The 22,489-nt window shown below is 60.0% G+C and carries 16 protein-coding genes and 2 pseudogenes; 17 read left to right on the top strand and 1 reads right to left on the bottom strand.

The annotated features are described in order from the left end of the window. Nucleotides 1–79: 79 nt before the first annotated feature. Nucleotides 80–875, top strand: a pseudogene (locus MLC59_RS11610) (MBL fold metallo-hydrolase); the annotation flags it as partial. Between the two features lie 59 nt (nucleotides 876–934). On the opposite strand, the gene tnpA reads toward MLC59_RS11610, so the two are convergent. Beyond that, nucleotides 935–1,336 carry an IS200/IS605 family transposase gene (tnpA, locus tag MLC59_RS11605; RefSeq protein ID WP_248234426.1) on the bottom strand — a complete coding sequence of 134 codons (402 nt, stop codon included), beginning with the start codon at nucleotides 1,334–1,336 and terminating at the stop codon, nucleotides 935–937. A 58-nt stretch (nucleotides 1,337–1,394) separates the two neighbouring features. Here tnpA and MLC59_RS11600 point away from each other — a divergent pair, with 58 nt between their 5' ends. The 16 genes and pseudogenes from MLC59_RS11600 to wecA all read left to right on the top strand — a co-directional run bounded on the left by MLC59_RS11600 (nucleotide 1,395) and on the right by wecA (nucleotide 22,367). Continuing rightward, nucleotides 1,395–2,660 (top strand): RNA-guided endonuclease InsQ/TnpB family protein, encoded by a 1,266-nt coding sequence (locus MLC59_RS11600; RefSeq protein WP_248234425.1) that lies wholly within the window; start codon nucleotides 1,395–1,397, stop codon nucleotides 2,658–2,660. 17 nt (nucleotides 2,661–2,677) lie between these two features. Next, nucleotides 2,678–3,094, top strand: a pseudogene (locus MLC59_RS11595) (MBL fold metallo-hydrolase RNA specificity domain-containing protein); the annotation flags it as partial. A gap of 43 nt (nucleotides 3,095–3,137) precedes the next feature. Continuing rightward, nucleotides 3,138–4,154 carry a DUF2235 domain-containing protein gene (locus MLC59_RS11590; RefSeq protein ID WP_248234424.1) on the top strand — a complete coding sequence of 339 codons (1,017 nt, stop codon included), beginning with the start codon at nucleotides 3,138–3,140 and terminating at the stop codon, nucleotides 4,152–4,154. 111 nt (nucleotides 4,155–4,265) lie between these two features. Next, nucleotides 4,266–5,150 carry a glucose-1-phosphate thymidylyltransferase RfbA gene (gene rfbA, locus MLC59_RS11585; RefSeq protein WP_248234423.1) on the top strand — a complete coding sequence of 295 codons (885 nt, stop codon included), beginning with the start codon at nucleotides 4,266–4,268 and terminating at the stop codon, nucleotides 5,148–5,150. Further along, on the top strand, nucleotides 5,101–6,648 hold the full coding sequence (locus MLC59_RS11580; protein WP_248234422.1) for a glycosyltransferase family 2 protein: 1,548 nt from the start codon (nucleotides 5,101–5,103) through the stop codon (nucleotides 6,646–6,648). Before rfbA ends, MLC59_RS11580 begins: the two co-directional genes overlap by 50 nt. A gap of 59 nt (nucleotides 6,649–6,707) precedes the next feature. Further along, entirely contained in the window at nucleotides 6,708–7,220 is a 513-nt protein-coding gene (locus MLC59_RS11575) for a hypothetical protein (protein ID WP_248234421.1), read from the top strand. Beyond that, nucleotides 7,217–8,857: a glycosyltransferase gene (locus MLC59_RS11570; RefSeq protein WP_248234420.1), complete on the top strand. Its 1,641-nt coding sequence runs from the start codon at nucleotides 7,217–7,219 to the stop codon at nucleotides 8,855–8,857. Before MLC59_RS11575 ends, MLC59_RS11570 begins: the two co-directional genes overlap by 4 nt. 11 nt (nucleotides 8,858–8,868) lie before the next feature. After that, entirely contained in the window at nucleotides 8,869–11,232 is a 2,364-nt protein-coding gene (locus tag MLC59_RS11565; protein ID WP_248234419.1) for a glycosyltransferase family 2 protein, read from the top strand. 145 nt (nucleotides 11,233–11,377) lie between these two features. Next, complete coding sequence (locus tag MLC59_RS11560; protein WP_345799772.1) at nucleotides 11,378–12,244, top strand: hypothetical protein; 867 nt, start codon at nucleotides 11,378–11,380, stop codon at nucleotides 12,242–12,244. A 26-nt stretch (nucleotides 12,245–12,270) separates the two neighbouring features. Next, nucleotides 12,271–14,520 (top strand): glycosyltransferase family 2 protein, encoded by a 2,250-nt coding sequence (locus MLC59_RS11555; protein ID WP_248234416.1) that lies wholly within the window; start codon nucleotides 12,271–12,273, stop codon nucleotides 14,518–14,520. 37 nt (nucleotides 14,521–14,557) lie between these two features. Continuing rightward, a complete protein-coding gene (rfbC, locus tag MLC59_RS11550; protein WP_248234415.1) occupies nucleotides 14,558–15,103 on the top strand; it encodes a dTDP-4-dehydrorhamnose 3,5-epimerase in 546 nt (181 codons plus the stop codon). Between the two features lie 247 nt (nucleotides 15,104–15,350). After that, nucleotides 15,351–16,271: a glycosyltransferase gene (locus MLC59_RS11545; RefSeq protein WP_248234414.1), complete on the top strand. Its 921-nt coding sequence runs from the start codon at nucleotides 15,351–15,353 to the stop codon at nucleotides 16,269–16,271. Nucleotides 16,272–16,679: 408 nt separating this feature from the next. Beyond that, nucleotides 16,680–18,650, top strand: coding sequence for a capsular polysaccharide biosynthesis protein (locus tag MLC59_RS11540; RefSeq protein WP_248234413.1), 1,971 nt, complete (start codon nucleotides 16,680–16,682; stop codon nucleotides 18,648–18,650). A 55-nt stretch (nucleotides 18,651–18,705) separates the two neighbouring features. Next, the gene (gene cysC, locus MLC59_RS11535) at nucleotides 18,706–19,308 is read left to right on the top strand and encodes an adenylyl-sulfate kinase (RefSeq protein ID WP_248234412.1); all 603 of its coding nucleotides are present in this window, start codon (nucleotides 18,706–18,708) and stop codon (nucleotides 19,306–19,308) included. Between the two features lie 42 nt (nucleotides 19,309–19,350). After that, the gene (locus tag MLC59_RS11530; protein WP_248234411.1) at nucleotides 19,351–21,117 is read left to right on the top strand and encodes an SLC13 family permease; all 1,767 of its coding nucleotides are present in this window, start codon (nucleotides 19,351–19,353) and stop codon (nucleotides 21,115–21,117) included. 167 nt (nucleotides 21,118–21,284) lie between these two features. Then, nucleotides 21,285–22,367 carry a UDP-N-acetylglucosamine--undecaprenyl-phosphate N-acetylglucosaminephosphotransferase gene (gene wecA, locus MLC59_RS11525; protein ID WP_248234407.1) on the top strand — a complete coding sequence of 361 codons (1,083 nt, stop codon included), beginning with the start codon at nucleotides 21,285–21,287 and terminating at the stop codon, nucleotides 22,365–22,367. Nucleotides 22,368–22,489: the final 122 nt, after the last annotated feature.

Here is a 22,489-nt window from a genome sequence, read left to right as displayed (position 1 = left end):
AATGAGCGGTCACAATCGTCCGGAACAGGCGGTCACGTTCAAACGGAATGGGTGGTCACGATGGCGCGGAATACGCAATTACCTGCTGGCCGCCGAATTTGACGGTCCCATCATCTGTTCGCAGCCGTCGGCGCTCCTGTTGCCGGAAATCCTCGAAGACGCTCTTAAAAGTGGCTTTACCCGCAACCGCGCACTGATCAACCAGGTGCTGGATCTGATTCGCAGTCGGCTGGTGCCGGTGCCTTATGATCATTGGCACCCGGTGTTTGAAGCCGGCGACTGCTCGCTGTCGGTCCGGCTGCAGCGGGCCGGCCATATATTGGGCTCGGCCTACGTGGAATGTCAGGCAGATACCGGGGCGGCCAGCGAGAGGGTTGTGTTCAGTGGCGACCTGGGGAGCACCCCATGCGCCGTTGTTGCCGCCACCGGCCTCGCCGGAACGTGCAGACCGCCTGGTTATCGAAAGCACCTACGGTGACAGGGACCATGAGGGCCGGGTACAGCTGCGTTATCGCCTGAAGAAGGTGCTGGAACAGGCGCTGGCCGATGGCGGCACCGTTCTGATCCCGGCCTTCAGCATCGGTCGCACCCAGGGCCTGCTGTATGAACTGGAAAGCCTGATCAGTGAATTTGGCGATGACCGGATCCCGTTCGATATGGCCCATAGCAACCTGGACGGTGGCGCTGGGGCCGGCGAGGGTCTGCCCTGGTATGACCTGGAAATCGTCGTAGACTCACCGCTGGCCGCGGAATTCACCCGCCTGTACCGGGACCTGAAGCCGTTTTGGGATGAAGAGGCCCGGGAACGGGTTGAGGCGGGCCGGCACCCACTGTCGTTCGAGCAGCTCACCGTGATTAACAGCCACGAGGACCATCAAAGTCTCCGCAGGGTACCCAAACCGAAGAAGGTGTCGGGTGAATGCGGTGCAAGGCGTTAGCCTTGCTGGTTTTCAATGTATTCTTTAATGACGGACAGTGGAGCACCGCCACAGGATGACACGAAATACGCTCGACTCCAGAGCATCGGCTTTGAGTACGCCGCGACAAGATTGGCAAACTGTCGCCTCATTCTGCGTGACGAGACCGCTTTGAGGGAGTTGATTAGCTTGGTTAGCTGAACCGAAGGCGGATAGTTCACCAGCAGGTGTACGTGATCCGACTCTCCGTTGCATTCCTCAAGCTGGGCTCCGAACTCTGCACATACCTGTTTTGCGGCTTCCCGAAAGGCGTCGTGATGCGCAGGTGCAAAAATCTTTCTCCGATACTTGGTGACAAACACGATGTGCACGTGCAGAAGGTATGCTGCATGCCTGTTCTTTTTGTACTGCACGCTCATTGCTATGGTCGACCTTTGTGTTAGTATTGATAATGCCAACCATACTACACACTGACCTATGATTATACGCCAAGGCTTTAAATTCCGACTGGACGCCAGTGACGCGCAAAGCGCCCGCTTGCGGGTGCTGTGTGGTCACGCTCGGTTTGTCTGGAACCAGGCCCTGGCGAAATGCAATAAAGCGGCTGACACGGAAGGCGAGTATGTGCCCCGGTACGAAACAATGGCCAAGTGGGTTACAGCCTGGAAACAGGAACCGGAGACCGAATGGTTAAAGGAAGCCTACACCGACAACCTGCAACAGAAACTCAAAGACCTGGATACCGCGTGGCAGCGGTATTTCAAGAAGGTAGACGGCTCGCAACGCCCTCGCTTCAAGAAAAAGGGCAAGTCCCGCGACAGCATCCGGTTCGTCAACTTCCAGAAATACTGCCGGATCGACAATCGGCGGGTGAAGCTGCCAGCCGGTCTCGGCTGGGCGCGCTTTCGCAAATCCCGAGAGATCGTTGGCACGACCAAAAACTGTACGGTCGGCTTCGAGGGTGGTCGCTGGTTCATCAGCTTCCAGGCCGAGCGGGAGGTGCCCGAACCGGTGCACGCCTCGACCTCGATGATCGGCGTGGATATGGGTGTCGCCCGCTTCCTCACGCTATCTGATGGCACCTTTATCGAACCGGTCTCCGCGTTCAAAGCGAATCAGGAGAAACTTGCTCGGGCGCAACGCGCCCTGGCCCGGAAGGTCAAATTTTCAGCCAACTGGCACAAGCAGAAAGCCAAAGTGAACCGTTTGCACACCCGTATCGCCAGCCTCCGGCGCGACACTCTGCACAAAGCCTCCACTCAGGTCAGCAATAACCACGCGATGATCGTGATCGAGGATTTGAAGGTGGGCAATATGTCGCGCTCGGCCAGGGGCGATGCGGAAAATCCGGGCGTGAACGTCAAAGCCAAGTCTGGGCTGAACCGGAGTATTCTGGATCAGGGGTGGCACGAGTTCCGACGACAACTGGAATACAAGCAGGCATTTCGGGGCGGTGAGGTGCTGGCGGTGCCCGCACATTACACCAGCCAGACGTGCCCCCTGTGCCAGCATGTCAGCCCGGATAATCGCACCTCACAAGCGCGCTTTCAGTGCGTCGAGTGCGGTTTCAGGGAGAATGCCGATCTGGTCGGTGCGATCAACATTAAAGCGCGAGGACATCGCGTGTTAGCCTGTAGAGAGACCGGGTTACCGGACTCTGTGAGGCAGGAACCTGTGCGAAACCGTGAGGAAGTAGCACCCAGCGCAGCGCCCGCTGCGTCAGGAATCCCCCACCGACGTTAGGTGGGGGAGGATGTCAAATGAACGCTGTGCAGTACCTGGCCAGCAGCCATCGCCCCTGCGTTGTGTTGGCGGGTTCGGGCATGTGTGCCGGTGGCCGGGTGGTGAACTACCTGAAGGCACTGCTGGGGGAGGCACGTAACGATGTGCTGTTCGTCGGCTACCAGGCAGCAGGCACGCCAGGGCGTGCTATTCTTGACTATGGCCCCCGTAACGGCTGGGTTGAGTTGGATGGCGAGCGCTATACCATCCGGGCACGGGTCCACCAGGTCAGTGGTTACTCCGCCCATGCCGGGCAACGGGATTTGCTCGACTTTATAGAAGGCATTCCGAACCCGCCGGAAGAAATCCGCATCGTGCACGGTGACGCAGTCGCCAAGCAGGCTTTCGCCGACAAGCTGGCAGGGCGGGTTCCGGGCAGGGTGTTGATTCCGTAACAGCCGGGCCGTGAGGTCGCGACCGGGTTCCAGGGAGGGGAGCATGAAACAACTGGTTATCTGCGCCGATGGCACCTGGCAATCGCCAGAGTCTGACACCAGCACCCATGTGCTGCGCCTGGCGGAGGGGATAGCGCCGCTCAGTGACAAGGGCGTCCCGCAAGTGGTCTTCTACGACTGGGGTGTGGGGTCAGACGGTGACGCCCTGTCCGGTGGAGTGACCGGCGCCGGTATCGACAAGAACATTATGGATTGCTATCGCTTTCTGGTGCACAACTACGATGAAGGCGATGCGATCTACCTGTTCGGTTTCAGTCGGGGCGCCTATACGGTGCGTTCGCTCGCCGGGTTGATCCGCAACTGCGGTATCCTGCGGCGCTGCTATGCAGACCAGGTCGCCAGCGCCTACAAGTTATACCGCCAGCGGGGGCCTTCCTCCGCTCCCTGGAAGGAAAAAGCCAGCAAGTTTCGCCAGGCAAACGCGGTGGCCGATGTCAGTCGCATTCACTTTATGGGGGTGTTCGACACGGTCGGATCCCTGGGTATTCCCGCGCCCTTCCTGGGCACATTGGGTACCTCCCGGTACCTGTTCCACGACACCGAACCCAGTAGCATCATCAATCACGCCCGCCATGCGGTATCCATTGACGAAAACCGGCAGGATTTTGAACCCACCCTGTGGACCCCCAAGGACGGCATCGACCTGGAGCAGGTCTGGTTCGCCGGTGTGCATACGGATGTCGGTGGTGGCTACCCCGACCGCGCCCTGGGCGACCACGCCGGCCTGTGGCTGGCCCGCGAAGCAGAACGCTGCGGCCTGGCGTTCGCGCGCCACTTCCTTGCCTGCCTGGAACCGGACCATTGCGGCCGGCAACACAATGAATACAAGGGCTTCTACAGGGTCATGCGCCGCAAAAGCCAGCGCAAGGTAGAACCCGTCCTGCACCAGAGTGTCCGGGACCGTTGGGAAGACGACGCCGTAGAATACAAAAGCCCGGCCCTGAAGGCGCTGTTGGACTCCGTCGACGGGGACTGGGGCCGGATTCGGGTGGTGGAGTAATCCGGACCAGGGCTGTCGCCAAATCCTGCCGGGTTTGTCCTGATTTCCATAACCGCCCAAAACGGTTTATCCTCCGTGCGCTGTGATTCACCGTAGACATTCAGGGCACGTTTGATGAAAGGTATTATTCTTGCCGGCGGGTCCGGCACCCGCCTGCACCCCATTACCCACGGGGTGTCGAAGCAGTTGTTGCCGGTTTACGACAAGCCGATGGTGTATTACCCCATCTCGGTGCTGATGCTGGCGGGTATCCGGGAAATCCTGGTGATTTCCACGCCTGACGACCTGCCCCAGTACCGCCGCCTGCTTGGCACCGGCGAGCAGTTTGGTGTGACCTTTGAGTATGCGGAACAGCCCCGCCCGGAAGGCCTGGCCCAGGCATTCCTGATTGGCGAGTCGTTTATCGGTGATGACTCCGTGTGCCTGGTGCTCGGCGATAACATCTTCCACGGCCAGCACTTCTCGGACCAGCTCAAACGTGCCGCCGCCCGCGACGAGGGCGCGACGATCTTTGGTTATATGGTGCGTGACCCGGAGCGGTTCGGCGTGGTGGAGTTTGACCCGCAGGGCAGGGCGGTCTCTATCGAGGAAAAGCCCGCGCAACCGAAATCCAACTATGCCGTGACCGGTTTGTATTTTTATGACAACGACGTGGTGGATATTGCCCGCGCCGTAAAACCCTCCGACCGGGGCGAGCTGGAGATTACCAGTGTCAACAACGCCTACCTGGAGCGGGGCGACCTGCAGGTGGAACGTCTGGGCCGCGGCTTTGCCTGGCTGGATACCGGCACCCACGACAGCCTGCTGGAGGCCAGCAGCTACGTGCAGACCATCGAACACCGCCAGGGTCTGAAGGTAGCCTGCCTGGAGGAGATCGCCTGGACCCAGGGCTGGATTTCCAGCGACCAGTTGCAGGAGGCCGCCACGGCACTGGGCAAGACGGCCTATGGTGAATACCTGCAGCGATTGCTGGGGCAGCATGGCACCGGGGCCTGAAGTAGTGTCAGACGGTTTGTTTAAAGAGATTGAACGTCAGTTCGATGCTCAATGGTATCTGGAGACCTACCCGGATATTGAGCGGGCAGGGGTAGACCCCGCCTGGCACTATTTCAACTTCGGAATGTGGGAAGGGCGCCAGCCCTGCCGACTGGATGCCTGGGAATGGGACGAGGCCCTGTGGTTTCAGGAGTCCCCAGCGGACGAGTGTCTGCAGGCCCTTCATCCGCTGACAGCCCACGATAATCCGCTGGAAGTCTCGTTTGCGGGTTTTGCCCTTGGGCGCTGGTATGCCTGGAAGCAACAGTGGGCGGTGGCAGCCGACGCCCTTGCCCATCGTGGCCGTGTGGCTGACAGGGTGCCGGCATTTTATCCTGCCGAGTTGCTGGAAGCCGATGCCCTGGCCCGGTGTGGTCGTTTGTCGCCAGCGTGGCGCAAGGCGGCATCGCTGTTTGACCTTGCCCCCGGGCGTTCGGAGAACTGGCTGGTAGTCGCCAATTTGCTGGCAAGCGTTCAGCAAAGTGTGCCACCCGGTGCGGCTGAACACTCGCATTCGCTGGATGATCAGCGCCTGCGCTGGATCAACCAGGTATGGCAGCGCCATGGCCTGCATCCGGTGCGCCGGAAAGACCCAGGCCAGCCGCTAACGATCGATAATTTAATGGCTACCGACAACGCCAGTTCCGGTGGGGTGGCAACTACCGCCGACCGCCCCCTGGTGTCGGTGATTATCCCCGCCTTCAATGCCGGTGAGGGGCTGTTGACTGCCTTGCGAGGCCTGGCGGACCAGACCCTGCGCCGAAGTAATCCCCACGCCATCGAAGTGCTGGTGGTGGATGACGCCTCGACGGACAACACCGCCGCCCTGGCCGAAGCCTTCGCCAAAGCCAATCCGGGGTTCCGGGTGCTGCGGCAGGCGCACAACCAGGGGGCCTATTCCGCCCGCAATCGCGGCCTGTCAGAAGCCCGCGGTGACCTGCTGACGGTTCACGACAGCGATGACTGGTCCCACCCCCAGAAGCTTGAAATCCAGTGCCGTGGCATGCAGGACAACCCGGGCTGGATGGCCTGCAACTCCCATTGGGTTCGGTGCACCCCGGAGCTTCGTTTCGGTATCTGGCGAATGGCCGATGGCTGGGTATTCCGTAATACTTCCTCGCTGATGTTCCGGCGCGAGGTGTTTGGCGCCCTGGGCTACTGGGACCTGGTGCGCGTAGAGGCCGATACCGAGTATTACCTGCGGATCAAGGCCGCCTTTGGTGAGAGCACCACCGGCGAAGTGGCTGTGGGTGTGCCGCTGTCCTTCGGCCGCACGCTGCCAACGTCGCTGACCATGACGTCCGACACCCACCTGGTCACCCAGTTCGGTGGCCTGCGGGCGGACTACCGCAAGGCCGTTTTGCGCTGGCATGCGCAGGCGCAGGGACCGGAATCGCTCTACGTGGAGCAGCAACCGCAAACTCGGCCATTCCCGGCCCCACAGGATATACTTCCCTGACCACCCCGCCCATAGTTGGCCGGGCAGGCAGTACTACTGGATAGAGCAGGATCAGTAACGTGTCAGCACCCAATGATCAGCAGACCATCGAACAACTGGAAAGCCAGCTCAGGGACAAGCAGGCGGATATCACGCAGTATTTCGAGGAAGTCGCCGCAGTAACCGAAAAGCTGGAGCAGGCCAGGGCCGAAGCTAACGAGCTGGAACAGGCCCTGCAGCAACTCCGCGACGCAGCCGCCGCTCAGCAGGCCGCACCAGAGCCGGAGGATGCCGGCGAGCGCCTGCAGCAGCATATAAGCCTGGTTACAGAGAGCGGGCTCTTTGACGGCCGCTGGTACCTGGGGACCTATCCGGACGTGGCCCAGTCCGCGCACTTTGCCGCCAACCCGGCCGAGCACTTTGTGCTGCACGGCGGGCAGGAAGGACGGCACCCGGGCCCGGGCTTCAACTCGGCGGCCTACCTGGAGCAATACCCGGACGTTGCTGCCGCGGGCATGAATCCCCTGGTGCACTACCTGGTCCACGGCCGTAGTGAAGGCCGCCTGGCATGGCCCCTGAAAGGTGAGGCATGAGCCTGCCACTGGACCAGCTGGAACTACTGGAACGCCTGCGGCTGTTCGACCCTGCGTGGTACGCCAGGGCCAACAGCGATGTGCCGGATGACGAGTCCGAAAGCTGGCAGCATTTCCTGACCACCGGCTTCGCCGAGGGCCGCCAGCCCGGCCCCCGGTTTGTGCCGGAGCAGTACCTGGCCGCCAACCCGGACCTGGTCCAGGCCGGGGTTGATCCCCTGGCGCATTTTCTCGGTTTCGGCTACCGGGAAGGGCGGGCGCTGACCCCCGAGGAACGGGAACTGAAAGAGCGCACAGGGTCTCGCTGGCCGGAGTCGCCCTTGCCAGAGAATCTGCCCGGGTGGTATGGCACCAGACCGGGCCCTGCGCCGCAAGGCGTTGTCCGCATTCTGGCGGGATTGTCGGTTCAGCAGGGCGGAACGCCGCAAACCAACGAAGACCTGATGATTGCCTTTGAGGCGAGGCATTCCCCTGTGGCTGAGACCTTTGTGTTGCGCTGCGCGGGTGACTTGCTGGAGCTCTTTCTCTACCGGGCGGGTATTTACGTATCCCTGGAGCGCCATTGGCTGGGGCAGGAAGTCGAACCTTTTCCCCATCAGCTGGATGAATATGACGACGTCGTCGGGCAGTGGCTGCGTGACTATGGTATCAGCCTGGTTCATGTTCATCACTCGGCCTGGCAGAGCCTGGGTTTGATGGACTCAGCTTACAAGTTATCCATTCCTGTGGTGTATTCGGTCCACGATTATTACACTGTGTGCCCTTCGGTAAAGCTGCTGGATGAGAATCAGGTCTTTTGTCGGGGCCGTTGTACGCCTGGTGGCGGAGAGTGTCACCAGGAGGCGTGGCGGCCGGAGCAGATCGGTGCCCTGAAACACGCCGGGGTTTATCGCTGGCAACAGCAGTTTGCCGGCCCGCTGGCGCTTTGTGCCGGGTTCGTAACCACTTCTGCGCTGGTGAGGGACATTATGCTGGATATCTTCCCGGCGCTGGCGGACAAGCCATTCAGGTTGATTCCCCATGGGCGGGACTTCGACGCCTTTGACAGCCTGGCCGAGGCCCCCACGCCTGGCGAACCGCTGAGGGTTGTGTTGCCCGGCTACGTGGCCCGCTCAAAGGGTGCCGGGGTTTTGCTGGAGCTGGCAAACAACCCGGAACTGGTTGACGTGCAATGGCATGTGCTGGGCACGGTTGAAGACCCGGAGATACGGGACCAGCTGCCCGCCAATGTAACAGTTCACGGCCCGTACCAGGTTAGCCACTTTGCTCAGCGAGTCGCCGATATCAAGCCTCACCTGGGTGCAGTGCTTTCGATCTGGCCGGAAACCTGGTGCCATACCCTGACCGAGCTGTGGGCTACGGGTGTGCCAGTGCTGGCATTTGACCTCGGGGCCGTTGGTGAGCGCCTGCAGCAAACCAGGGCCGGCTGGCTGGCGCCGGAAGTATCCGCATCGGCCATGGCGGCCCTGATCCAGCAAGCGCGCCAGCCCGCTGAGTGGCAACAGGCCGTGGACGCGGTCAGCCGGTGGCAGCTTGCCGGGCCACAGACCCGGGCTGGCATGGCTGAGGCTTACTGGCAACTTTATCAGGACATCGGCGCCTTTGCGGTCGAGCGTTCTGGTCCTTCGATCAAATAACCGGACAGAGAATGGCTGTTTCGTTGTTACGCAAGTTAAAAAGTGCGTTCAAGGGGGAAGCAGAAGCGCCCCCTGCCCATGGCCGGGAGTACCAGCCCGTGCAGGGTAAGGCGGTTACCTGTGGACTGAGCCCCACACAGCACCTTGAGTCCGTCGGTGAGGCGGGTGTCGACTGGGTGGCCACCGACAGTGATCCGCACTTCCTGTTGCTTGCACCCGGGGGAAGTCGCCTGGAGTTGGCGGCGGGTTGGTACCGGATCTCGCTGAACCTGGCTATTGATCGTCGACAACAGGTCGCCAGGGTCTACTTCGATTCCGGTGAAGGGTTCAGCGAGGAAGGCGCGCTCGACATCCTGGTGGCAGACGGAGAGCTGTCCCAGCGGCTGGTGTTCCTGCCATCCGGAGCGGTACAGGTTCGTTTCGACCCGCAGGAATGGCCCGGTCGGCTTTCTGTAAACCAGGTGGCCGTTAACCCGGTTAAGGGGCCTGACGCCGTATCGGAATGCCTTCAACGTATCCTGCATTTTACGTCTGTCTATGGCGAGGATGTGGAGGCCGTTCGTTCGGCCGTCGAAAAGCGGGCAACGGAGCACGGTATACCGCTGGAGCAGAGTTTGTTTGAACTGGACCGGGACCTGGATCGGGACAGCCGTGAGCAGACTGATGGTGGCCCGGCCTATGAGGACTGGATCCGGTACGTTGAGCAGCCGTCTTTACCAGACACTGCGCAGGTCGGGGGAATGCTCGCGGAGTTGCCATCCACTCCCCGGGTTTCGGTGATTGTCCCGGTATATAATACCCCTGAGGACCTGTTACGCCGCTGCCTCGATTCAGTGCTTTGCCAGTCTTACCCACACTGGGAACTGTGCATTGCGGATGATGCCTCAACCGCTGGGCATATACGGCCGGTGCTCAGGGACTATATCGACCGGGATCATCGGGTTCGGGTGGTCTATCGGCCCCAGAACGGGCATATTTCCGAGGCGTCCAATTCGGCCTTGTCCATTGCCACTGGCGAATTCGTGGCGCTCCTGGATCACGACGACGAACTCGCAGAACACGCCCTGTTGTTCATGGTTCAGGCTATCCTGGCAAAGCCTGGCGTCGCCATTGCCTACTCCGATGAAGACAAGATCTCAGATGATGGCGTTCGCTATGGCCCTCACTTCAAGTGTGAGTGGAACCCGGACCTTCTTTATTCCCAGAACTATGTCTCGCACCTTGGCGTGTATCAGCGCACGCTGCTGGATCGTATCGGCGGCTTTAAAACCGGGGTAGAGGGCAGCCAGGACCATGACTTGCTCCTGCGATGCCTGCACCATGTCAGCGCTGGGCAGATCGTCCATGTTCCGCGGGTGCTTTATCATTGGCGGGCCGCTGAAGGGTCAACAGCGAGGGGGGCAAGTGAAAAGGACTATACCACCGACGCTGGCATAAAGGCCTTGCGTGACTACTTCCAGGACATGGGCCCCCGAGGGGTCAGGGTAACCGAGGGGCGGGTGCCCAACAGTTACCGGGTGCAGTGGCCGATACCGGAGCCTGCCCCCCTGGTCAGCCTGTTGATTCCTACCCGTGACAGAAAGGACCTGGTAGAGGTCGCTGTAAGAAGCATCCTCGAGAAAACCACGTACCAGAACTATGAAATCATTATCCTGGATAATGGCAGTGTCGAACCGGAGACCCTGGCGTTCTTTGACCAGGTTCAGCGTGAAGATGTCAGGGTCAAGGTGGTCAGCTATGACCACCCCTTCAATTATTCGGCAATCAACAACTATGGCGTGGGCCGGGCCCGCGGTAGCATTGTCGGGCTGGTCAATAACGACATTGAGGTAATCAGCCCTGACTGGCTTGGCGAAATGGTCGCCCAGGCCAGCCGGGAGGACATCGGGTGTGTCGGGGCGAAGCTGTACTACGGCAACGAGTCGATACAGCACGCCGGTGTCATCCTGGGCCTGGGGGGCGTGGCCGGCCATTCGCACAAATACTTTGACCGCAACCATCCAGGGTATTTCAACCGGCTGCAGCTGGTCCAGAACCTGTCTGCGGTAACGGCGGCCTGCCTGCTGGTGCGCAAGGATGTGTATAACGCCGTAGGGGGGCTGGACGAAGTTAACCTGCAGGTGGCCTTTAATGACGTGGATTTCTGCTTGCGGGTGAGAGCGGCGGGGTATCGGAATTTGTGGACTCCCTATGCGGAACTTTACCACCACGAATCCCTCAGCCGGGGCAAGGAAGACTCCCCGGAAAAAATTCGTCGGTTCCAGCAGGAAATCCGCTATATGCAGGAGCAGTGGGGTGAATTGCTGCGGGCTGATCCTTGTTACAGTCCTAATCTGACCCTGAATCGGGAAGATTTCTCCATCGGGGGGCAATGATGACCATCATACGTCGTCCCTTACATAATGCACATATTTTAGTGAATTGATTTTGATGGACCCTATACTTTTTGTACATGTTCCAAAAACTGCCGGTACCAGCTTTAGAAAGTCCTCTGAGGATTATTTTGGAGCCGATGAGGTAATGTATGACTATGCACTAAATTCACCGGAAACATCACCGCTTGTCAGGAAGTTGATTTATGATGAGCCGGATATGTTTGCCTTTGGAGAAAAGCTGGCCAAGCAGGGTGTTCGGTTCTTGAGTGGTCATATCAGAGCAGCCAAGTATATTTATCTGTTTGGTGCTTTGCAGACCGTGACCTTTCTTCGTGACCCCATACAGCGAGTAGCTTCCGAATATCACCATTTCGTTCGGCATTACGGCTATAAAGGAGATTTCCCTTCTTTCTATCGAAGGGCTGATTTTATTAACCGACAATCTCATTTGATAAATCGACTGCCTCTGGAGGTCTTTGGTGTCGTGGGGCTTACTGAGCAGTACGAGTCCAGTCTGAAAATATTAAATAAAAAGTTTGGTGCGGATATAAAGTCATCAGTTCTCAACGTTGGCCGTGTAGACGGTAGTGAAAGTTATCAGCTACCGGAAGATCAGCTGAAAGAGCTGCGAAATCTTAATAAAAAAGATATTGATTTATATGAACATGCTGTGGCGTTGTTTGAAACGCGAAAGCACCTGTTCTCTGATAATCTGCCGTTTGTACACGGGGTTATACAGGTTGCGAATGAGCAGCGAGTTCAAGGTTGGGCTTGGCACGAAAATTCAAATGACTCTGTTGAGTTAGAATTTTATGTAGACGGAGAGAAATTGGGATCTGCCTTCACGCGTGACCTGCGACCCGGCCTCTTGCCTTTCAACCCTCCTAGGCGGGGCTTCGTCGGCTTTCAGTTTCAGTTTGACGAGCCTGTTAAGCCTGATACCAGGGTTAAAGTGGTGGTGGCTAATACTGGACAGGTTATAGGTGAAATGCCCTGCAAGGCCTCAGCCTGAACCATGACTCTGTTAAGGCTATTGCTTTGTTTGTAACTAACCGACTTCTGGGCCTGTCTCGCTGGGTCTTGCGCCGCTTCCCGGCCTTGCTGGAACGCTCCCCCCTGATAAAGGATGGCCGGCGCCTGGCGGACTGGCGGGGGCCGTCGCTTCAGTGGCAGCGATCGTTGCCGCTGCCGGGTTGGCAGATGCTGGAGTTGAGTGTGTCTGGTGCCGAGGCTGGCGCAGAGGCCGTTCTGGAGGTGTTCGGTGAAGACGGCACCACTCCGGAATACCGGTTCGCCATCCCCCTGGCCAATGGTGACCTGTCCAAGCGCCTGGTATACGTACCTGGGGGACGTCGACGTTTGAACCTGGGTTTTCCGGACGCTTCCGGCGATTTTGCCGTTACACGCTTCCGCCTGGCCTGGGTGCGTGACGGGTTTGCCCGGCCACGGGTCGCCCGCCGTTTGACCGGCATTCATCCGAAGTGGAAGCACCTCGGTGCTGCGGAGGCCGAAGCCGGGCTGGCCAGTGAAGGGAGCCGTTGGACATCCACCGTCCTGCCGCCCTACGAGCAGACGTTCAGGCGGCGCACGTCCGGGGCGGGCTACGATGAGTGGCGTGAGAATCACCCGGATATCAGTGATGACACGGCCAGGCAGTGGCTGATGGAACTGGGCTCCGGTCCGAGGATTTCCGTTGTCATGCCGGTCTATGATCCCCAGCCGGAGTATCTGCGGGCATGCCTGGAGTCCGTACTGGGCCAGAGCTGGCCTCACTGGCAGCTGTGCATTGCCGATGATGCCTCCACGGATCCGGAAGTGAAGGCCATACTGGACGACTATCAGCAGCAGGATGACCGTATAGAGGTATGCTTCCGGCCCTCCAATGGCCATATCTGTGCGGCCAGTAACTCAGCGCTGGCGCTGGCGAAGGGCGAGTTCGTCGCCCTGGTGGACCACGATGACCTGCTGGAACCCCATGCCCTGTTGCATGTGGTGCGTGCCCTCCGGGAAAACCCGGGGGCGGCTTTGCTGTATTCGGATGAAGACAAGGTAGACTCTGCCGGCGCCTTCTATGCGCCCCATTTCAAGGCCGACTGGAACCCGGAGCTGATCCTGGCACAGAATTACATCTCACACCTGGGGGTATACCGCCGGGACCTGGTTATGGAAATCGGCGGGTTCCGCGAAGGCTATGAAGGCGCCCAGGACCATGACCTGCTGCTGCGCTGTGTGGCCCACCTGGAGGACCCCGAAAGCGAGGTGGTGCACATTCCCCGGGTTCTTTACCACTGGCGTGCCTCGGAAGGTTCCACCGCCCTGGCAGGCTCTGAAAAGAGCTATGCCGAGGAGGCCGGGCTGCGTGCCGTCAACGATTACCTGGCGGGCAAGGGCGAGGGTGCCCGCGCTGTGAGTGGTGAATTTCCCAATACTTACCGGGTCCACTATCCCATGCCTGAACCCGCCCCACTGGTCAGCCTGTTGGTGCCCACCCGCAATGGTGTTGATATCCTGCGCCCGTGTGTGGACGCGATCCTGGAACGCACGGGTTATCGCAATTTCGAATTACTGATTCTGGACAACCAGAGCGACTGCCCGGAAACCCTCGCCTATATGGAAGAGGTGGCCCGCCGTGATGAACGTGTCCGGGTGCTGCGCTGGGACTACCCCTTCAATTACTCCTCCATAAACAACTTCGGCGCCCGCCAGGCCAGGGGCAGCCTTCTCGGACTGATCAACAATGATATCGAGCCGCTCGATGGCAGCTGGCTGTCCGAGATGGTCAGTCAGGTCGTCCGGTCGGAAGTGGGCTGTGTGGGGGCCAAGCTGTACTATCCGAACGACAAGTTGCAGCATGGTGGGGTGATCCTGGGGCTTGGCGGTGTGGCCGGCCATTCCCACAAGTTTGCGGATCGCAAGGCGCCCGGGTATTTTTACCGGCTGATGCTGGCCCAGAACCTCTCGGCCGTCACCGGGGCCTGCCTGCTCGTGCGCAAGGAAGTCTTCTGGCAGGTCGGTGGGCTGGACGAAGAGCACCTGGCCATCGCGTTCAATGACGTGGACCTGTGCCTGAAGGTGCGGGAGGCAGGCTACCGGAACGTCTGGACGCCCCATGCCGAGGCCTATCACCATGAGTCCGTATCACGGGGCAAGGAAGACACACCGGAAAAGCAGGCCCGCTTTGCCAGTGAGATCGCCTGGATGAAGCAACGCTGGCACCATGAGCTGCAAAATGACCCGGCCTACAACCCGAACCTGACCAAGGCCTTCGAGGATTTCTCGCTGGGGTAGGGGGCTGAGCAATTACTGACAGGAGCGAAAGTATCCAATGGAATATCAAGCGCTTGCCATTCCTGATGTGGTGTTGCTGACACCGAAAGTTTTCGGTGACGAGCGGGGTTTTTTCATGGAAACCTTCCGCCAGAATGAGTTCGAGCAGCACTGTGGCGACTACCAGTTTGTCCAGGACAACCACAGCAAATCCGCCAAGGGCATTCTCCGGGGGCTTCACTACCAACTGGAAAACCCCCAGGGCAAACTGGTCCGTGTTACCCGCGGTGAAGTGTTTGATGTGGCGGTGGACATGCGCAAGGGCTCGTCCACTTATGGTCAGTGGGTAGGCGCCACCCTGAGCGAGGACAACAAGCAACTGCTATGGGTACCACCAGGCTTCGCCCACGCCTTCTACGTGACCAGCGATGAGGCCGAGTTCCAGTACAAGTGCACGGACTACTATGCACCCGGTGACGAATACTCCATCCGCTGGAACGACCCCGACCTGGCCATAGACTGGCCCCTCAATGGCACCGAACCACGGGTATCCGAAAAAGACGCACAGGGGTTATTGTTCCGGGATGCGCCTTGTTTTAAGTGATTTTTGCCACGAAATCCACGAAACCCACTAAAAGAAAAGACAAAAAACGCTTTATGCCACGGACACTCACGGACCCACACGGACGGCCCCTGGCGGGGCTAAACGATCTAAAAATATTAGTGTTCTGTCCGTGAGCGCCCGTGGCATAAAACCTTTTTTTTAGTGGATTTCGTGGATTTCGTGGCCAAAAAAAGCCTTTTCAGGAAGTTTCACGATATTGCCGAGGACTTCGCAGTCAGCAAATAACATGAACAAAACCTTCATAGTCCACCAGGCCCCTAACCCCTCCACAGATTTTTTCGTGGTGCCGGCGTGGCGTGCCGGGGTGGCAGAGGTGCAGGCGTTCACCTTCGCTCAGTTGCCGGACCCCTCTGAGCTGGCGAGGGCTACCGTGGTCCTGGTGCGCTATGTGCCGCCGGCATGGAAGGCGTTGCTGACCCGGCATCCGCCCGCGCGGCTGGTGTACTTCATGGACGATGACCTGTTTGACTGGCGCGCATTCCGGGGGATGCCCTGGCGCTACCAGCGCAAACTGTTTCGTCTGGCCTGGCAGCATCAGCGGTGGTTACGACAGATGGGCGCAGAACTCCAGGTGTCGACGCCCTGGCTGGCGGACAAGTACGCCGACTGGCACCCGGAGGTAATCACCCCCGGAAACCCGCACCCCGCCCCGCAGCCGGGCCCGGAGCCGGCCATGAAAACCCTGTTTTACCACGGCTCAGCCTCTCATCGTGGTGAGTTGGAGTGGCTGATGCCGGTAGTGGAAAGCGTGTTGAGGCAGCGGGATGATCTATGCTTCGAGGTAATTGGCGACCGCAAGGTCCGTGACCGCTTCGCCCATTTGCCCAGTGTCCAGGTCGTGCACCCCATGGGCTGGCCGTCCTACAAGGCATTCATCCAGCGCCCGGGCCGAACCCTGGGCCTGGCGCCCCTGCTGGACACCCGCTTCAACGCCGCCCGCGCACCGACCAAGTTCTTCGACATAACCGCCGCCGGGGCCGTCGGAATCTATGCCGACACACCGGTGTATCAGCGGCTAGTAAAACACAACGAAAACGGCCTGCTTCTTCCGATGGACAACCCGGACCTGTGGGCGGAGGAAGTACTCCGTCTGCTATCCTCTCCCCGGGAACGAGGCGAGATGTTCCGGTGCGCTTGTGGTGGGTAGGTTTTTTGCGGCCACGGCCCTTCGACAGGCTCAGGGTGAACGGGGAAGATACGGCCCTTCGACAAGCTCAGGGCGAGCGGGATGCGGGAAAAACTAAAGATGTTTTGCCACCATGCCCTTCGACAGGCTCAGGGCGAACGGGACACGAAAGAAAAAATGTAAAAACCGCTTTTGCCACGGACACTCACGGACCCACACGGGCGGCCCTGTGGGGCCAAAAGGCCGACAAAATTAATGGTTTTTGTCCGTGAGCGTCCGTGAGTGTCCGTGGCTAAGAATTATTGCTTTTCTTTTCGTGTCTTTTAGAGGATTTCGTGGCAAAAAAGCCCTTATCTTTTCTTTTTCCGTGTCGTTCCGTGGTTTCTGTGGCAAAAACTAATTCCGTTATAAAGTCTCCCAGTGGTGACCGTGTCTAAAAGTCCTGAATTTTACCTGACAACCTCCCCGGCCCTGCTCAAGTTGCCCAACCTTGAGGTGTTTACCGGCAAGCCCGTGCGTCGTTACCGACCGGGGATGTCGGTAGCCGGGGCAGGGGTGGTATTGGCCTGGGGGCGTAAGCCTTCTGCGGCGAAGGCGGAAGCGTTGGCGGGCAGGTTGGGGTTGCCCGTATTGAGGCTGGAGGATGGTTTTCTGCGCAGTGTCGAGCCCGGCGCGGAGCAGCCGCCGCTGGCGCTGGCGTGGGATGATCAGGGCATTTACTACGATGCAGGCCGGCCCAGTCGCCTGGACCGGTTGCTGGATCAGCCGCTGTCGGACGAGCAGGCAGACCGTGCCAGGTCGCTGGTATCGGCCTGGCGTGCCGGGCGGGTGTCGAAATATAACCACGCCCGTGAGCGGGATTATTCCCATCTGTCGCCCTATGTGCTGGTGGTGGACCAGACCTTTGGCGATGCCTCGGTGGGTTTCGGGCAGGCTGACGCCGGCGCCTTTGACGCCATGTTGGTCGCGGCGCTGGAGCGCTTCCCGGATCACCGGGTAGTGCTGAAAACCCACCCGGATGTGGTGGCCGGGCGCAAGCAGGGGTATTTCAGTGCCTCATCGGCGGCCCGGGACAGCCGCGTTTGCTGGATTGGCGATAACGTCCACGCCCCGGCATTGATTGAACGGGCGGATGCGGTGTTCTGCGTGACGTCCCAGGTGGGTTTCGAGGCGTTGCTCTGGGGTAAGCCCGTGCATGTGTTCGGTATGCCGTTCTATGCAGGCCGGGGCCTGACCGTGGATGCGCAACCACCACCCGGGTTCCGCGCCCCGGTGAGCCTGGAGGCGTTGGTCCATGCCGCCCTGGTTGCGTACCCCCGCTATGTTGACCCGGAAACCGGGGCGCCCTGCGAAGTCGAGCGCGCGCTGGAATGGCTGGCCTTGCAACGGCATCAGCGCGAACGATTCCCGGCCAGGCTGTATTCACCCCGGGTGCCTCGCTGGAAGCGCCGTGCCCTGTCACGTTTCTTGGCGGGCAGTGAACTGGTGGATGAGCGGCAAGAGCCCGCCCCGGAAGGGGCTCCCCAGGTTGTCTGGGGTATGGCACCATGCCGGGAGCCGGTTATCCGGGTAGAGGATGGCTTTATCCGGTCCGTGGGCCTGGGGGCTGACCTGGTGCAGCCCCAGTCGTGGGTGCTGGACGATGTTGGTATGTACTATGACGCTACTTGCCCGTCCAGGCTGGAGCAGCTGCTCTGTGAGACACGTTTTTCGGCTGAGCTGCTGGACCGGGCCGGGGCGCTGACTGAAACCCTGGCTCGTTTGGGGACCACCAAGTACAACACGGGGGATCGTTCCTGGCGCCGGCCCGATGACGTGGAACAGGTGATCCTGGTTCCGGGACAGGTGGAAAGCGATGCCTCTATCCGCTTTGGCTCCCCGCAGGTCCGCAGCAACCTGGCCCTGCTGCAGTCGGTCAGGGAACAACACCCTGGCGCCTGGGTTGTCTACAAGCCGCACCCGGATGTGGTCGCCGGGCTGCGAAAACCCGGTACCAACGAGGCCGACGCCGCGAACTGGTGTGACGAGCTGGTGACCGACCAGGACATGGCCCACATGCTGGGCCAGGTGGATGCCGTGCACACCATGACCTCGCTTACCGGGTTTGAAGCCCTGGTGCGAGGCATTCCGGTAACCTGCCATGGCCAGCCGTTTTACAGCGGCTGGGGCCTGACCACGGACGTTTTCCCCTGCCCGCGGCGCCAGCGCAAACTGCAACTGGCCGAGTTGGTGGCGGCCACCCTGATTCTTTATCCGACCTATGTCAGTCGCAGGACCGGGCAGTTCACCACGGTGGAAGCTGTGATTGCAGAAATTCAGGAGCTGCGCGGGAAATCATCAGGCAGGGCTGGTATCCTTACGCGCTTGTCAAGGCTGCTGCGTCGTGCCTGGCGCTTTTAGGGCCTGTAATACCCAAGAAAATTGACCAGACAGAACCAGGTTAAGGAATCACGTTTTGGCAGACAATATTGTTTGGCACGATCACAAGGTAACCCGGGCCCAGCGCGCCGAGAACAAGAACCAGAAGCCCTGCCTGCTCTGGTTTACCGGCCTGAGCGGGTCCGGCAAGTCCACGATTGCCAATGCCCTTGATGTGGCCCTGCATGAGCGTGGCTACCATACTTTTTTGCTGGACGGCGACAATGTTCGCCATGGCCTGTGCAAGGACCTGGGGTTTTCCGATGACGACCGGGTCGAAAATATCCGCCGCATTGGCGAGATGAGCAAGTTGTTTGCCGATGCCGGGCTGATCGTGCTGAGTGCGTTTATCTCGCCGTTTACCAGTGACCGGCGACTGGTTCGCAACCTGTTCCCGGCCGGTGAGTTTATCGAGGTATTCATGGATACCCCGCTGGATACCTGTGAACAGCGCGACCCCAAGGGGTTGTACCAGAAAGCCCGGTCGGGCGAGATCAGCCACTTTACCGGCATTGACAGTCCCTACGAGGCCCCCGAGCGCCCGGAGGTCAGGCTGGACACGTCCACCATGTCGGTAGACGAGTGCGTTGAGTCACTGATCCGTTTTCTCGCCGAGCAGAATCTCATTACTGTCAAATAGGCAGCAGGCTCGTCCTGTTGCTCCCCGGGAGCGTTTTTGGGCATGGAATGGCAGGCAATTCTTACCTTGCTGACCCTGGTCGGGGTTTTGTCAGCGCTTGCGCTGACCCGCGTGGCGGCCGACCTGGTGCTGATGTCAGCGCTGGCTTTCCTGCTGATTACCGGCATCATCGGGCCGGTGGATGCGCTGGCAGGTTTCGGTAATCCGGGCGTGATTACCATCGCCACCCTGTATGTGGTGGCGGCTGGCCTGAAAGAAACCGGCGCGATTCAGTGGGTCGCCAGGCTGCTGCTGGGTCACCCGAAGACCCAGCGCGGGGCCCAGCTGCGAATGATCGTGCCGACCGGCGTTCTCAGTGGGTTTATGAACAATACCGCCGTGGTGGCGATGTTTATCCCGGCGATCCAGGACTGGGCCCAGCGGCTGGGTATACCAGCCTCCCGGTTACTGTTGCCACTGAGTTACGCCGCCATTCTCGGTGGTACCTGTACGCTGATCGGAACCAGCACCAACCTGGTGGTGGATGGCATGTTGCAGTCACGCCTGGGCATCCACCTGGGCTTGTTCGAGCTTGCCTGGATTGGTGTGCCACTGTTGCTGGTGGGCGGGGCTTTCCTGGTGTTTGTGGGCCACCGGTTGTTGCCGGACCGGGGCGGCGTGACCGAGGAGCTGGACCAGGTCCGGGAATACGGTGTTGAAGTGCAAGTGAGCAGCCCCGGGCCCCTGGTCGGCAAGACCATTGCCGAGGCGGGCCTGCGTGCACTGACCTATGGCTACCTGACGGAAATCGACCGCGATGGCCGCCTGATTACCGCAGTGGAGCCGGACCGGACCCTGCAGGCCGGGGACAAGCTGTACTTTGTGGGGGCACCGGAGTGTGCCAGTGAGCTGCGCCGTATTCAGGGGCTGCGACCGGCCAATGGCAGCGTTCACAAGCTTGAGGTAGAAAATCACCAGCGCTGCCTGGTGGAGGTGGTGCTGGGCCCGGAATTCCCGGCCCTGGGCAAGACCATCCGTGACAGCCGGTTCCGGACCCGTTTCAACGCGGTCATCCTGTCGGTTTCCCGTGAGGGCAGGCGAGTGTCGGGCAAGCTGGGTGACATTACCTTTCGCATGGGGGACACCCTGTTGCTGGAGTCCAGCCACCAGTTCGTGGAGCAATACCGGTTTCGCCGCGACTTTTTGCTGGTCAGTGCCCTGAACGACTCCACTCCGCCGGACTTTCACAAGGCGCCCCGGGCGCTGGGGATCCTGGGTGTGATGGTGCTGTTGAGCGCCAGTGGGTTGCTGTCGATCCTCGAAGCCGCCTTCCTGGCGGCCGGCGCGATGATTGTCTCCGGCTGCCTGACGGCCAGCCGGGCAAGGCGGAGCGTCGACCTGCCGGTGCTGGTGATCATCGCATCCTCGTTTGCCCTGGGTAACGCAATGACGGCGACGGGGGCCGCGGAGTGGGTTGCGACCTCGCTGCTCGGTTTTGGACCCTTGACCCCATGGCTGGCGCTGGCGCTGGTCTACGCCATGACCGCCGTGTTCACCGAGGTGATTACCAACAACGCCGCGGCCGTGCTGATGTTTCCCATTGCGCTGGCGTTGTCGGAGCAGTTGGGCGTAAGTTTTCTCCCCTTCGCCGTGGCGGTGATGATTGCTGCCTCGGCATCGTTCATTACACCCCTGGGCTATCAGACCAACCTGATGGTTTATGGTCCGGGGCGTTACCGGTTCACCGACTATGTCCGTATTGGCACGCCCCTGGCCCTCCTGGTTGGCGCAGTAGCGATTGCCCTGATCCCTCGCATCTGGTCGTTCTGAAGGCCCGGCGGCGGATTCATTAACGCAGCGCAATTCCAATTTATGTGGAACGCGCTACTATTAACTCAGATTGATCATATATTTCCGATATGTGAATCGTTGGTCGTTTCCTGTGAGGCGGCTGCAACAGCGGGACTGGTTTTACCTTGATAGAGTTGGATTCATCCATGAGTACCATCGGGCTGATAGGCGGACTGTCAGGCATCATTGCGTTTGCTGCCCTGGTGGTATTGAGACCGCTGGCTGTACGGATGAACCTGATGGACCGCCCGGTACAACGAAAACTCCACAAGGGCGTTGTTCCCCTGACCGGTGGCCTCAGCGTCTTCCTCGGCCTTCTTGGCGCCTGGCTGATTACCATGCCATTTGCAGCAGGGTACGGCATGTTCCTGCTGACGTCGGTTTTGCTGGTGGCGCTGGGCGCGCTGGATGATGCCCGTAACCTCTCACCCCAGCTACGACTGTGGGTCCAGGTGGTGGTGGGGGCCCTGTTGGTTTACGGGTCTGGCGTGTACCTGACAACGCTGGGAGACCTGTTTGGCCTGGGTGAAATCCGCCTGGGCTGGGTCGGTCCGCTGGTCACCATTGCGGCGGTGGTGGGCGCCACCAATGCATTCAACATGATTGACGGCATTGACGGCTTGATAGGCACGTTGAGCCTGGTGGCGCTGGTTGGCCTGCTGCTGATATTCAGCGTTCAGCCGGGCTTCCCTGCCGAGGGTGCCCTGGCTGCGGGCATCGCCATGGCGTTGCTACCCTATCTCATGGCCAACCTGAAGATGAAACCCTTCCGTCGTCGTATCTTCATGGGCGACGCCGGCGCCATGTTTATCGGGATTGCGGTGGTATGGCTGTTCACCAAGGGCACCTATGGCGCCGAACCGGCGTTCAGGCCTGTTACCGCCCTCTGGCTGGTGGCTGTGCCACTGATGGATATGGTGGCGATCATGATCCGGCGGGTGCGCAGGGGCCAGAATGTGATGGTGGCCGACCGCGAACACCTGCACCATATCTTCCTGCGTGCGGGCTTCTCCGACCGCCAGGCTCTCTGGCTGATCACCACCCTGGCCGTAGCCATGGCCGCCTTCGGCCTGGTGGGTGAACTGTTCTCTGTCCCGCAATGGCTGATGTTCACCCTGTTCCTTGCGCTGTTCGGCGGGTACCTGTTCGTACTGGCCCGCATCTGGCGGGTCCTGGTATGGGTACGGCAGACCCTCTCCCTGGAGGACAAGGCGACCAGGAAGCTTTAAAAGACATCTCGCCACGGCCCTTCGACAAGCTCCCTTCGACAGGCTCAGGGCGAACGGGACACGAAAGGAAAACAGTTATTTTTTAGCCACGGAAACCACGGAACGACACGGAAAAAGAAAAG

Source organism: Marinobacter bryozoorum (assembly GCF_023156245.1).
Taxonomy (GTDB): Bacteria; Pseudomonadota; Gammaproteobacteria; order Pseudomonadales; family Oleiphilaceae; genus Marinobacter; species Marinobacter bryozoorum.
Note: the sequence above shows the minus strand (reverse complement) of the source record. Positions and strands in the feature narration are given on the sequence as shown.

Coding starts and splice junctions, on each gene's coding strand:
- tnpA (WP_248234426.1), bottom strand. CDS start 1,336: ATGAGCGTGCAGTACAAAAAGAACAGGCATGCAGCATACCTTCTGCAC.
- MLC59_RS11600 (WP_248234425.1), top strand. CDS start 1,395: ATGATTATACGCCAAGGCTTTAAATTCCGACTGGACGCCAGTGACGCG.
- MLC59_RS11590 (WP_248234424.1), top strand. CDS start 3,138: ATGAAACAACTGGTTATCTGCGCCGATGGCACCTGGCAATCGCCAGAG.
- MLC59_RS11580 (WP_248234422.1), top strand. CDS start 5,101: ATGGTGAATACCTGCAGCGATTGCTGGGGCAGCATGGCACCGGGGCCT.
- MLC59_RS11570 (WP_248234420.1), top strand. CDS start 7,217: ATGAGCCTGCCACTGGACCAGCTGGAACTACTGGAACGCCTGCGGCTG.
- MLC59_RS11565 (WP_248234419.1), top strand. CDS start 8,869: ATGGCTGTTTCGTTGTTACGCAAGTTAAAAAGTGCGTTCAAGGGGGAA.
- MLC59_RS11560 (WP_345799772.1), top strand. CDS start 11,378: ATGTATGACTATGCACTAAATTCACCGGAAACATCACCGCTTGTCAGG.
- rfbC (WP_248234415.1), top strand. CDS start 14,558: ATGGAATATCAAGCGCTTGCCATTCCTGATGTGGTGTTGCTGACACCG.
- MLC59_RS11545 (WP_248234414.1), top strand. CDS start 15,351: ATGAACAAAACCTTCATAGTCCACCAGGCCCCTAACCCCTCCACAGAT.
- MLC59_RS11530 (WP_248234411.1), top strand. CDS start 19,351: ATGGAATGGCAGGCAATTCTTACCTTGCTGACCCTGGTCGGGGTTTTG.
- wecA (WP_248234407.1), top strand. CDS start 21,285: ATGAGTACCATCGGGCTGATAGGCGGACTGTCAGGCATCATTGCGTTT.